The following is an 11940-nucleotide window of genomic DNA, read 5'->3' on the forward strand; positions in this document are numbered from 1 at the left end:
GTAGTGCTGGCTGCTTTCGATTACAGATCTCGAATCGGATATGCGTCGGCGATTGCCTGTAACCCTTCCAAAAAACGCGTCACATTGCTCACAGACGTCTCAAACGTGAACGCAAGCTCCTCAGACTCACCTTCAAGCGGATGCTCGAGATACCCCTTTACCGTGACTTCATCCCCATCTCCGTCTCTTCTCGTCACCGTCAAGCTGACGAATGGTTCGGTCGGCTCAAAATCGACTTCGGATACGTCGCCCGCTACGAATGACTCGAACATTGGTATGTAGTGAGCCACGAGCAGACTGTCGAGCATGACGTCATCGAACGTGATGCGATGGTCCGGCGTATGGAGCCCGACCCAATTACGATGCCAGGCCGCGTCATGGATGTTGTCGGCGTCAGGATAGGCGTACGCATAGCTCTCGATTGTCACATCACACGACTCGTCTCGTGACATCAGTTTGGCGATCGGCATCGTTATCCGTCCTTCCTGAGCGAATAACCGTCAATCTCCTGCAGACGCATCCGTTTCTGATCGACGGCCGCATGGACGATGACCGTCACTCCTGGGTTGAGCTCCATCATCTTCTTGATTTTCGTCAAGTCGTCCCCTTTAATCTCGACCGGCAGGATAAACTCGCCTTCCTTCAAATGGATGAACTTGATCTTTCCTTTGTCGTCATAGCCTGTCACTTCGTACGTCGCATAGTTGCGTTTCATTAGTAACAACCTCCTTTAAGTGGCTAATGCACTTAATAGATCAATTCCCTATTCCGTAATATTCTTTAACTTGATTCAAAGTAACTTGGATCCCGACTTTTTCTAATCTTGGATTCACTTGTTCATACAATTTTTCAATCATGTCTACACGATCTTCATCTACGCCATAATGAATTTTACGATGGCAATTAGCGCATAAGCAGATAATATTCGCTGCACGATCTAAATCAACATCTGGAAAATTATCATATCGAGATATACCAACGAAATGATGTGCCTCGCAATAAGGCTGTCCCGAAGATTTAGAAAGAAATGTCGAGTGCTCAGATTCTACCTCACATTTGTATCCCGCTCTAATTAATGCCGTAGTTGCCTCTTTAACATCTCGTGGATATTTTTGACGACCACTCTCATCAATCACTAATTGTTTACGTGGTCTTGGCTTTTCGTCTAAAGATGGATCTTCCTCTTTGACGATACTAGAATATCGGTCAACAGCTTGTTGATATTCGATTTCATTATTTTCAAGGTATGCATTATCATCATTTAAAAGAATATATCTGTTGAATTCTTCAGCGCTTCGGTCGTTAAGTAATGTCTTTAATTTTTGATAGCTTTCTAACAGCAAATTAAAGTCTTGTATGAGAACCGAGTTATCTGGTATCGCGTTGATATCATAATAGATACCCATAATATGACCATTTTCATATCCAATTGCTAAATCCTTTTGGGATGCTAAATCAATTTTTTTCAGATTAAACTTTGAAGGTACATTGATCTTACTGCGCATAATGCTAGCAGCTGTTCTAGCTTTCTCTCTTCCCATTTTTGCTCCGTATTCTTTACTGAAATATGTATATCCCTGATTTAAACTGAGATAAAATCCCGACATGTCGCTTTTAAAAAGATATACCAGATAATATCCTTTAGTAGCTGAAGATGTGATCGAACGATCAAAAAAACCGATCCATGGTATCGTGGCCCAATTCCCCTTTCCTACTGAACCAGTGATCGCATATTTTTTCTGATCTAAGTTTAACTGCTCGTACATTAAATTCGGAATGTCTTTTCTAACTTCACGGCTGAGTTCATTTTTTTCAAATGAAGATTGCTTTTCAGTCAAATAATTGTTTAATACATATCGGAACGTACTTTCAAGATTTTTGTTATTCATATTCCCACCTCATTTATCAATTAAATTACTTTATTACCTATACTTTACCAAAACACTTCTTTTTATATTACTTTTCTCATTAACTTTATTTATGTACACAAAAAATCCATCCCTGTAGCGGCAGGGATGGATTCGTCTTACGCCTCGACGCTATCCGCGTGTTTGGCTTTATGGTCCGCGATGACACCGGCGTACCATTTTGCGCTGTCTTTCCAGACGCGCTCTTGCGTGTCGAAGTCGATGTAGAGAATGCCGAAACGTTTCTCGTAACCGAAGCTCCATTCGAAGTTGTCCATCAAGGACCAAAGATAGTAGCCAGCGATGTTCATGCCTTCATCATTCAAATCAGATACGGCTGTGAGGTGCTTTTGGACGTAGTCGATCCGTTTATCGTCATGGACTTCGCCGTTCTCAAGCACGTCGTCGTATGCGGCGCCGTTCTCGGTGATGATGATTGGAAGGTCAGTGTACTCGTTACGTAAGCGACGGATCAGGTCTTTGAATTCGTTCGGGGCGATATCCCAGCCCATGCCCGTCTTGTCGTAATCGGAGTAAGCAGCAACCGTCATGAAGTCGTTGGCCGCGCTGAACTCGACGAGTCCGCGGCTATAGAAATTGATGCCGAAGAAGTCGCACTCGGTCGAGATCGTCTCCATGTCACCTGGTTTGATGAAATCGTACGTGTGCACGTATTTCGCGAATAAGTTCATCATGTCGACCGGATACTGACCTTTGAACACTGGATCGAGGAACCAGCGATTCGAGTAACCGTCCGAGTTGTTTTGTGCGAGTCGATCGTTCACCGAGTCCGTCTTCGCGTAGACCGGTGACAAGTTGAGCGTGATGCCGATTGGCGTCGTCGACTTCAACTCTTGTTTCAACAGTTCGACCGCTTTCCCGTGCGAGAGAAGCATATGGTGCACGGCGCGAACCGCTTCGTTCATGTCACGATGGCCCGGTGCGTGAACGCCGAGATGGTAGCCGAGGAATCCGGCACACCATGGCTCGTTGTGTGTGATCCACGAGTCGACGATGCCGTCGAGTTCGTCGAAGCACACTTTGGCGTAGTCGAGGAACCAGTCGACCGAGTCGCGGTTCACCCAGCCGCCTTCATTGTGGGCCCACATCGGGAGATCCCAGTGGTAGAGCGTGACAGCCGGCTTGATGCCTTCCTCACGGAGGCGTGTCGCCAGCGTCTTGTAGAACGCCATCCCAGTCGGGTTGAACTCACCCTTCGCCGGGAAGATGCGCGGCCAGGCGATTGAAAAGCGATACGTGTCGACACCGAGCTGTTTGATGTGCTGGATGTCTTCTTCGAAGCGGTGGTAGTGGTCGCAGGCGACGTCACCGTTATGCTTCTCGAACACGCGTCCGTCGATGTCGCAGAACATGTCCCAAATCGACGGAGTGCGCCCGTCCTCGTTATATGCGCCTTCAATCTGATACGACGAAGTCGCGGTCCCGAAGACGAAGTCTTTGTTAAACTGCATAGTCTATTCCTCTTTTCTCTCTAGTTATTCTTTGACCGCACCAGCCGAGATACTGCTGACGATATATTTCGACAAGAACAAGAAGGCGATCATGATTGGCACGACCGAAATGGCGATACCGAGGTAAAGGGCACCGAGGTTCTCGGCGACTTGTGAACCTTTCAAGAAGCCCATGAGTACCGGCAACGTGTACTTCTCAGGTGAGAACAAGAGCACGAGCGGCATCAAGTAGTTGTTCCATGAGCCGATGAACGTAAAGATTGACATCGTCGCGACGGCCGGCATCATCATCGGGAGAGCAATCGTATGGAAGATGCGAAGCTCGCTCGCTCCATCGATTCGCGCTGCTTCGATCATACTGACGTGCAGCGTCGCTTGTGTGTATTGGCGGATGAAGAAGACGACGAACGGACTGGCGATCGACGGGATGATGAGCGGGATGAACGAATCGAGAATCCCGAGTGTTTTCGAAATCTCGTAGAATCCGATCAGTCCAAGTTGCCCTGGGACCATCATCATGACGAGCATGAAGATAAACATCACGTTTTTGCCTTTGAAGTTATAGAAGGCGAATCCGAACGCTGTCATGGCTGAGAAGTAACCAGAGAGCAACGTCACGAGCACCGCGACGATCAAACTGTTTTTAAAGCCGGTCCAGATGTTGATATAGTCGCTCAAAATCGCATAGTTGTCGACGAGCGCCGATCCCGGGATGAGCGAGAAACCAGACATGATTTCACCGTTCGTCCGAGTCGCGTTGACGAGCATCATCAAGAATGGGATGAAACAGACAATCGTTAAGATAATCAAGCCCGTGTAAATCAAACCACGGCTGAACCATTTCTTTTTCGGTTTCTTACTGGGCGGTAACACACGGAGCGGTTTCTCCTCGCGCGGCGGCTGAACTTCGCTGTCGGCGAGCATACGCCGTGATTCTGCATTTTGTTCCATTGCTTATGCTCCCTTCTGCGCAGCGCGTTCTTTACGGAACATCCCTTTGAAGACGATCGCCGAGAAGACGAGTGTGATCAAGAACAAGCCGTAAGCGACCGCTGCCGCATAGCCATAGTTGTTATACTTGAATGCTTGGTTATACAAGTAGAGAACCATCGTGTTCAACGAGCCATCTGGTGCACCGATTCCATCTGTCAAGAGGAGCGGAAGATCGAACAGTTGAAGACCACCGATGAGCGATGTGATCATGATGTACAAAAGAATGGGTTTGAGTAGTGGGACCGTGACGTTCGTGAACATCTGCCAACGGTTCGCGCCATCGATATGGGCGGCTTCGAAGAAGTCTTGTGAAATCCCCGATACACCGGCCATGACGATGATGAACGAGTGACCGAACCACATCCATGTCAAAATGAGCGAGACGGACAGTTGTGCCGTCACCGGTTGCGATAACCAATTGATCGGGTCAGAGATGATACCAAGTTTCAAGAGCATCATGTTGAGTGATCCATGTTGCCAGTCGAGCAAGATTCCGAACAAGAGCGCAACCGAACTGATTGTGATCAAGTTAGGAAGATAGAAGAATGAACGGAAGAACGCGAGGCCCTTCAACTTCAAACGTAAATCTGAGAACAAGAGCGCGAGTGCCAGCGCGAGACCGATTTGCAAGACAAAGTTTATTCCCCAAATCTTGATCGTATTGACGAACGCCTCGATGAAATATGTGTCTGTCAACAGGCGCGCGTAGTTCGCAAAGCCGACGACCTCTTCTCCTTGGCTGCCGGTATAGTTAGTGAAACTGTAGTACAGGGTCAAGAAGACCGGGTAGATACTGAATGTCAAAAAGACGACCCAAAATGGGGCAATAAACGCATAGCCGTAACGGTCTAGTTTTTTCACGTCGTGTTACTCCTTCCATAGCAACCCTTCAGGGGGGAAATCCCCCACTGGTTAGCTTGCTTCAGTCAACTGTAATGTCTGGGTAAGCGTTCTTCGCTTGTTTTTTGAACTCTTCGATTGCTTCTTCTTTCGACTTCTTACCTTCTACGTACTGAAGGACTGAAGCGCCGTAGAGCGTGTCGAGTTGTTGGTCGTATTTCGTGACAATCCCTGGTGTGATTTCATCCGCTTGCTCGAGGAAGAAGTCATAGTTGTTCTGTCCGCCGAGGAACTCGTCGCTGAAGTCATCTTTGATTTTGTCGGTAACTGGTTTGTAAGCGAGGACGTCGCCTGTCTCTTCAGCCCAGCCAGTCAAGAACTCTTCGTCTTGTGTCATGAGCTTAACGAAATCGTATGCAGCTTCTTTATTTTTCGATCCTTCATAAACGCCGAGCCATGTGCCGCCCCAGAAGTACGGGCTTGGACCGTTCGTGACTGCCCAGTCACCGGCTGTGTCTTTCGCGCTGTCTTTCAAGACGCTGTGAAGACCCCATGTCGGGAGGACGTAAGAGAAGACTTGTGTCTCTGTCTCTTTGCCGCCTTCTTTAACTTTGATCGGCTTCGACATACCTTCGAACCAAGATGGTGACCATTCTGGAGCGAGTGCCGTGTATTGTTTCTCACGAAGCTCTTTCGCGTAGTCCATGTAGTTGATCTTGTCTTCTGTCAACACGAGTTCGTTGTTGTCGTTTACCCATGCTTCTGGGTTCGCGCCTTGTGAGAACCAACGAATCGCACCTTCGTCTGGGAACATCTTGTAGCCTTTTTGCTTCATCTTCTCAGCAACTTCGAAGACGCCGTCCATCGAACTCATCATGTTGCCGATTTCAGTCGGGTCATCCGTACCGAGCACTTCTTTTGCTAAGCTACGTTTGTAGTAGACGCCACCTGGTGTCGTTTGCCACGAAAGCGCGCGCACGTTGCCGTCTTTATCTTTCCCAAGGTCGAAGACGTAAGGGATGTAGTCGTCTGAGATTTCATTGACGTTGTAGGGCTCGTCTGAAAGGTTTTCCCAATAGCCTGCGTCAACCCATTGCTTAAGGAACGCGATTTCTCCTGTGAAGACGTCCGGTGCCCCAACGCCGCTTTCAAGTGCCGGCTTTAGTTTCGTCGGATAGTCCGCGATTGGAACGATTGTCAATTCAACCTTAAAGCCGTTCTTCTCTTCGTATGTTTTGATTGGCTCTTTAAGCTCGTCCGTGAACGACCAAACTTTAAGTACGTCGTCTTTGCCGTTTGACGATTCTGAAGACCCTTCGTCATTTGAGCATGCGCCCAAGACACCGACTGATAGTGCTCCGATAGAGAGTAAGCTAACTAATTTTTTACGCATGTGTGAACCATCCTTTATAAGTGTTTTTTAGAAAGCGTTTACAAGAAGAGGTAAATAATTGTCGAAAGCGCTTTCGAAAGAATCGAAAATAAAATATCGAAAGCGGTTTCGATTTGGGGTGAATGATTTTCGAAATCGCTCTCTTCTCTCCATTCCGCTGAAGCGAACAGAGCGACTTCGAAACATCATCGTGACTTGTTTACTTTTTGACCGGCGCGCACGATGCCCGTTCAATCAATGTTACCGGGATGACGCGACGTTCAGTCCGTCGTTCTTTGGCTGTCATCTGCTCGATGAGCAGCTCGGCCGCCGCCTCTCCGATTTCGTCCGTGTCTTGCCGGATTGTCGTCAGTTTCGGCGTGATGTACTTGATCATCTCGATGTCATCGTAGCCGATAATCGAGATGTCTTCCGGGACCCGGAGACCGTGTTCATGGACGGCTTCGATTGCCCCGATTGCCATTTGATCGCCTGCCACAAAGACAGCCGTCGGCGGTGACGCCAATAGTAACAACTTCTCCATCGCCTGCTTGCCTTCTTCGACCGAGAAGAACCCGGCGTTCACCAAGTATCCTGGTTGAATCGGTAAATCGAGCGCGTGCATGGCAAGCTCATACCCTTTGACCCGGGCCGCCCCAGCGTCAATCGACGAATCGCCGGCGATATGTGCGATGGCGCGATGGCCTAACTCATACAAGTAGTTCACAGCCATGCGGGCCCCTTCCGCGTTGTCCGAATAGACGACGCTACAGTTGGCGCTGTCCATATCGACCACGACAATCGGGATGTCGCTTTGCATGAGTTCTTGTACTTGTTCATCCATCCGGTCCGAGCAAATGACGACAATGCCGTCGACCGCTCGGTGTTTGAAGTGCTCGAGGTAACTCATGTCGCGGTTGCGGAGGTTACGCGAGGCGAAGATTAAATCATATCCGTGTTCCTCGGTGGCGTGACGGAAACTTTCAATGATGCCATTGAAGAACGGATGCTTCATTCCGACTTCGTTCGCTTCTGAGAACATGACCCCGATCGCCCACGACTTTTTCGTCGATAACGACTGTGCGTGCGCGTTCGGCAGATAGTCCATCTCAGCCGCGGCTTTTAATATTTTGGCTCTCGTCTTTTCGCTGACGTCTTTATAGTTATTCAACGCTTTAGAGACGGTCGTAATCGAAAAGCCCGTTTTTTTTGCTAAATCATAAATCGTACCCATGTCAGTCTCCTCTTCCCGAAAGCGCTTTCGGTAATTTGATTGTAGCGCACGAATTTGTAGGAATCAATTCTTTTTCGTGGAATGTTTTGAGATTTATTTTCGTGCCGTGTTTCTTCTATATTACTGCATCGACCTACTTTTTGTCGTCAGTGTGTTCGTGTATACAACCAAACGAGATTCGTAAATTTCTGCACTTCCGTCTCCCCGGTCACGCCTTTAAACAGACGTTGGAACGGTTTGAGCAATTGCTCGATGACGATTTTCCGGAGCCGGTCTCGGTGCAACTCATACGTAATCGCCTCAAACAAATCCTCTTGTTCTTCAGTCATCTTGACATGCGCGTGAATCCGTTCCGCCATCTCAATCAATTCGTCTTTCGTGACGAGATTTTTATCGGTCGTCCCACGCATTTGATCAACTGTGACCGGGTTTAGAATGTGCTCCCCTGTCTCGATCATACGGTTTGCCATCAGTTCCACGTAAGCGTATAAGTTTCGCACCAACTTTTGAATCGAGTACGCCGTATTCGTGATGCGGAGCGTGAACATGACATGCTGTAACATCCCATTGAAGAGTACGGTCAATTCGACCGAATACGGACGAATCGGTTCGCCAATAATCTCAGTCAAACGCATCGCGAGCCACTCAATCTCATAGACGCGATGTTGCAAGACTAGCTTCTTCAACTCTGGCTCGTTTGCCGACATGATCGACTCGAACAAGGCGTGCAAGTTCCGCTCTTCATTCAATTGAATCAAAATCGAGATCTGTTCAATGAAGACGTCCTTGTCCCGTTTGTCCCGTCCCATCTGCATCTCGATTCGGCGTTGGCCGGCGTCATAGCGCAAGTTTTCGAGAATGTTGGCGACACAGTCCGTCTTCGAGGCGAAATAGTTGTAGAACGTCCCTTTCGAGATATTGGCCCGCTCGATAATTTCTTGAACCGACGTCTGCTGCACCCCGTTCTCGATGAACAGGTTCATGGCGACATCAGCGACTTTTCGTTTCTTATCTTTCATAGAATCATGGCTCCGTTCTGCTTGTTTTGTACCTTAAGTATATCATTTTGAACTGGCAGTACAAAATGGTTGATTTATTTGTACAACGGGTATAAAATCATCACATCGACACTTACTAGTATATAACTATTCAGAACATAAAGGAGCAACTCGTATGAAACCAGAATTCCAAAAGAAACCGCCGTACCTCATGCTCGCGGTTCTCTTTGCAGGGGCGTTCATCGCCTTCCTGAACAACTCATTATTGAACGTCGCGCTCCCATCGATCATGGTCGACTTAGAAATCGCCGACTACTCGACGGTCCAATGGCTCGCGACCGGCTTTATGCTCGTGACGGGCGTACTCGTCCCGGCATCGGCCTACTTGATCACCCGGTTCTCAAACCGGAGCCTCTTCATCACGTCGATGGCGATTTTCGCTCTCGGGACGGCCATCGCCGCTTTCTCTCCGAACTTCGGTGTCTTACTAGCCGGTCGGATGATTCAAGCGGTCGGGGCGTCGACGATGGGACCGCTCTTGATGAACGTCATGCTCGTCAGTTTCCCGCGTGAAAAACGTGGAACGGCGATGGGGATTTTCGGTCTCGTCATGATTTCAGCACCAGCCATCGGTCCGACACTCTCGGGCTACATCGTCGAATACTACGACTGGCGCGTCTTGTTCGAGATGATTCTCCCGCTCGCCATCATCGGGCTCGGGCTTGCCATTTGGAAAGCCGAGAACGTCATGGTGCAAAATAAAGAGCAATCGCTCGACTATCTATCGCTCGTCCTATCGACGATCGGTTTCGGTGGCGTCTTGTATGGTGTCAGCTCAGCGAGTTCGGATGGTTGGGATAACCCAATCGTCTTGACGACGATGATTGTCGGATTCGTCGCACTGATCGCCTTCGTCATCCGTCAGCTCAACATGGAGAAACCACTGCTCGACCTACGGGCATATAAATATCCAATGTTCGCGCTCGCCTCGATCATCGCGGTCGTCAACGCCGTCGCCATGTTCTCGGGGATGATTTTGACACCGGCTTACGTCCAGAGCGTCCGCGGCATCTCACCGCTCGACTCGGGGCTCATGCTGTTGCCAGGTGCCATCATCATGGGAATCATGTCACCGATCACCGGCAAGCTGTTTGATAAATTCGGACCGAAGTTGCTCTCTATCACGGGTCTCACGATTACGGCCATCTCGACGTATATGCTCGCCCACGTCCAACTCGATTCGACGTACACGTATATCGTCACGACGTACACGCTCCGCATGTTCGGGATGTCGATGGTGATGATGCCGATCATGACCAATGGTCTCAACCAGCTACCGACGAGCCTCAACCCCCACGGAACGGCCATTAACAACACGGCCCAACAAGTATCCGGTGCGATCGGGACGGCAGTCCTCGTCACCATCATGAACTCGGTGACGAAAACAGAAGCCGAGTCACTTATGACCGGCGTCGACCCAGCGACACTCACCGAGAGTGCGATGGGTGCGTTGACGCAGCAAGCGTTGCTTTCAGGGATTCAGTATTCGTTCTATGTCGCGCTCGGCATGAACATTTTGGCGCTCGTCCTCGCCTTCTTCGTGAAACGAGTCGATGTTAAAAAACTCAATTTCAAAGAAGACGCAGAAGAACTCAAAAAAGCGAATTAACAAAACAAGCCGTCCTGTTCGATTAGGACGGCTTGTTTTCTGTTTATCCCTTTGTAAAACTCAAGTCATGCCGACTCGGATGTTCCGGGTCGAACTGGCGAATCTTGCGTTCGTAATACATCGTCGTCGCCGCTTGGCCCGCAACCGCCCCGAAGAAAATCATCATCCATAAGAACAGATTTGACTGGAATCCATGTTTAAATAACAGGCAGAACCCGATGGCTCCGAACAGCGAGACAGCGTTGCGCCCAAGATACGTGCGACGAATGAACTTCTGGACGGACGGTTCGGCTGTCAACCGTTGCATGAATCGGCTCTCGCGCCATTCCAGGTAAATCAACACGACGAGCGCCGCTAAGAAGACGATTCCACTACCCGTTTGAAACTCGTTTATAACTAATAACACAAATGACATCCCGACCGCGATGACGACTGATACGTGCAATGGCATCCATCGTTTTTGATACGATTGAATCGAACGCATGCGTGCTTGTTTCTTCATTCCCATCACCTCGTCTTTAGTTACGTGAGCAAACTGGTTTTAGTTTCGTTAAAAGAAATGCTTCATGATTCACCTTCATAAATTTGGATGATTCCTCCCGTTTAATCAAAATGAAATAATTAATAAACCTAATATATGGTATTATTTTCATAGTTTATTCGTTGATTATGGGAGGAACAAGGATGAAGCGTGTAGTCGTTTATTGGGTAGGAGTTACTTTAATACTATTTTCATTGATTAGTTCGACACCGTCCGTTTCAGCTGCGTCAAAAAAAGAAAATCGTGCTATTATGGGAACATCAGCATTAACACCTCAACAGATGGCGGACTTTGTCAAAAAGAAAAATCCAAAAAACGTCCGGCTTCAAGCTGTGACCGTCGAAGAGCTCGCCAAACTGTTCATCGTCATCGGTGCAAAAGAAGGTGTCCGTGGCGATGTCGCGTTCGCGCAGGCGTTGAAGGAGACCGGCTACTTCAGTTACAAAGGGGACGTCCTCCCGAGGCAACACAATTATGCGGGCATCGGAACGGTGGGTAATGGGGTAAAAGGCCATACGTTCCGCTCGCCTTTCCAAGGCGTCACAGCCCATATTCAGCATTTGAAGGCATACGCTTCGAAAGACAAACTGAACATGAAGCTCGCCGACCCTCGCTTCCGTTACGTGAAACGAGGATCCGCACCAACATGGCCCGCCCTCCAAGGCAAATGGGCGATGCAGCCAAGAGGCAACTATGGCAACGACATCCTTGCGATTTATAAAGAGATGGAACGGACAAAACTTCGCGTCGCCAAAAAATGAATGACCTACAATGACTTACAGGGGTGAAAGATAGTGACTTGCAACCAAGTACGATTGTTTAGCGGACTCGCACTTCTCGTGACCGGCGTCGCTTTACTACTCAAACGTTAACAGGCATTCGGGGCACCTGCCCGGATGCTTTTTTCATGTAAA

12 protein-coding genes are annotated in these 11940 nt (G+C 48.7%); 2 read left to right on the forward strand and 10 right to left on the reverse strand.

The window, feature by feature from the left end:
• Window positions 1–20: 20 nt before the first annotated feature.
• The 9 genes from ACZ2GZ_RS13395 to ACZ2GZ_RS13435 form a co-directional block, all read right to left on the reverse strand.
• Window positions 21–470, reverse strand: coding sequence for a WapI family immunity protein (locus ACZ2GZ_RS13395; RefSeq protein ID WP_214716126.1), 450 nt, complete (start codon window positions 468–470; stop codon window positions 21–23).
• Between the two features lie 2 nt (window positions 471–472).
• Window positions 473–715: a hypothetical protein gene (locus ACZ2GZ_RS13400; protein ID WP_214716124.1), complete on the reverse strand. Its 243-nt coding sequence runs from the start codon at window positions 713–715 to the stop codon at window positions 473–475.
• 40 nt (window positions 716–755) lie between these two features.
• Window positions 756–1889: an MrcB family domain-containing protein gene (locus ACZ2GZ_RS13405; protein ID WP_470295322.1), complete on the reverse strand. Its 1134-nt coding sequence runs from the start codon at window positions 1887–1889 to the stop codon at window positions 756–758.
• Window positions 1890–2026: 137 nt separating this feature from the next.
• Window positions 2027–3379 carry a GH1 family beta-glucosidase gene (locus ACZ2GZ_RS13410; RefSeq protein WP_214716120.1) on the reverse strand — a complete coding sequence of 451 codons (1353 nt, stop codon included), beginning with the start codon at window positions 3377–3379 and terminating at the stop codon, window positions 2027–2029.
• Window positions 3380–3403: 24 nt separating this feature from the next.
• On the reverse strand, window positions 3404–4330 hold the full coding sequence (locus ACZ2GZ_RS13415; protein WP_021065309.1) for a carbohydrate ABC transporter permease: 927 nt from the start codon (window positions 4328–4330) through the stop codon (window positions 3404–3406).
• Between the two features lie 3 nt (window positions 4331–4333).
• Complete coding sequence (locus tag ACZ2GZ_RS13420; protein WP_021065310.1) at window positions 4334–5233, reverse strand: carbohydrate ABC transporter permease; 900 nt, start codon at window positions 5231–5233, stop codon at window positions 4334–4336.
• Window positions 5234–5294: 61 nt separating this feature from the next.
• Window positions 5295–6605, reverse strand: a complete 1311-nt coding sequence (locus tag ACZ2GZ_RS13425) for an ABC transporter substrate-binding protein (protein ID WP_470295323.1) — start codon at window positions 6603–6605, stop codon at window positions 5295–5297.
• A 199-nt stretch (window positions 6606–6804) separates the two neighbouring features.
• Window positions 6805–7818, reverse strand: a complete 1014-nt coding sequence (locus ACZ2GZ_RS13430; RefSeq protein WP_470295324.1) for a LacI family DNA-binding transcriptional regulator — start codon at window positions 7816–7818, stop codon at window positions 6805–6807.
• A gap of 146 nt (window positions 7819–7964) precedes the next feature.
• Window positions 7965–8837 (reverse strand): TetR/AcrR family transcriptional regulator, encoded by an 873-nt coding sequence (locus ACZ2GZ_RS13435; RefSeq protein WP_214716112.1) that lies wholly within the window; start codon window positions 8835–8837, stop codon window positions 7965–7967.
• Window positions 8838–8991: 154 nt separating this feature from the next.
• On the opposite strand from ACZ2GZ_RS13435, the gene ACZ2GZ_RS13440 reads away from it, so the two are divergent.
• Complete coding sequence (locus ACZ2GZ_RS13440) at window positions 8992–10485, forward strand: MDR family MFS transporter (RefSeq protein ID WP_214716110.1); 1494 nt, start codon at window positions 8992–8994, stop codon at window positions 10483–10485.
• A 43-nt stretch (window positions 10486–10528) separates the two neighbouring features.
• Here ACZ2GZ_RS13440 and ACZ2GZ_RS13445 read toward each other — a convergent pair whose 3' ends face one another.
• Window positions 10529–10987, reverse strand: coding sequence for a hypothetical protein (locus tag ACZ2GZ_RS13445; protein WP_404353622.1), 459 nt, complete (start codon window positions 10985–10987; stop codon window positions 10529–10531).
• Between the two features lie 290 nt (window positions 10988–11277).
• On the opposite strand from ACZ2GZ_RS13445, the gene ACZ2GZ_RS13450 reads away from it, so the two are divergent.
• Window positions 11278–11787, forward strand: a complete 510-nt coding sequence (locus tag ACZ2GZ_RS13450) for a glucosaminidase domain-containing protein (RefSeq protein WP_404353623.1) — start codon at window positions 11278–11280, stop codon at window positions 11785–11787.
• Window positions 11788–11940 lie beyond the last annotated feature (153 nt).

The sequence above is a fragment of the Exiguobacterium sp. KKT215 genome, from assembly GCF_055635335.1.

Excerpts from the sequence above, each read along its gene's own strand:
- ACZ2GZ_RS13395 (WP_214716126.1), bottom strand. The coding sequence starts at position 470 with ATGCCGATCGCCAAACTGATGTCACGAGACGAGTCGTGTGATGTGACA.
- ACZ2GZ_RS13400 (WP_214716124.1), bottom strand. The coding sequence starts at position 715 with ATGAAACGCAACTATGCGACGTACGAAGTGACAGGCTATGACGACAAA.
- ACZ2GZ_RS13405 (WP_470295322.1), bottom strand. The coding sequence starts at position 1,889 with ATGAATAACAAAAATCTTGAAAGTACGTTCCGATATGTATTAAACAAT.
- ACZ2GZ_RS13410 (WP_214716120.1), bottom strand. The coding sequence starts at position 3,379 with ATGCAGTTTAACAAAGACTTCGTCTTCGGGACCGCGACTTCGTCGTAT.
- ACZ2GZ_RS13415 (WP_021065309.1), bottom strand. The coding sequence starts at position 4,330 with ATGGAACAAAATGCAGAATCACGGCGTATGCTCGCCGACAGCGAAGTT.
- ACZ2GZ_RS13425 (WP_470295323.1), bottom strand. The coding sequence starts at position 6,605 with ATGCGTAAAAAATTAGTTAGCTTACTCTCTATCGGAGCACTATCAGTC.
- ACZ2GZ_RS13430 (WP_470295324.1), bottom strand. The coding sequence starts at position 7,818 with ATGGGTACGATTTATGATTTAGCAAAAAAAACGGGCTTTTCGATTACG.
- ACZ2GZ_RS13435 (WP_214716112.1), bottom strand. The coding sequence starts at position 8,837 with ATGAAAGATAAGAAACGAAAAGTCGCTGATGTCGCCATGAACCTGTTC.
- ACZ2GZ_RS13440 (WP_214716110.1), top strand. The coding sequence starts at position 8,992 with ATGAAACCAGAATTCCAAAAGAAACCGCCGTACCTCATGCTCGCGGTT.
- ACZ2GZ_RS13445 (WP_404353622.1), bottom strand. The coding sequence starts at position 10,987 with ATGAAGAAACAAGCACGCATGCGTTCGATTCAATCGTATCAAAAACGA.
- ACZ2GZ_RS13450 (WP_404353623.1), top strand. The coding sequence starts at position 11,278 with ATGGGAACATCAGCATTAACACCTCAACAGATGGCGGACTTTGTCAAA.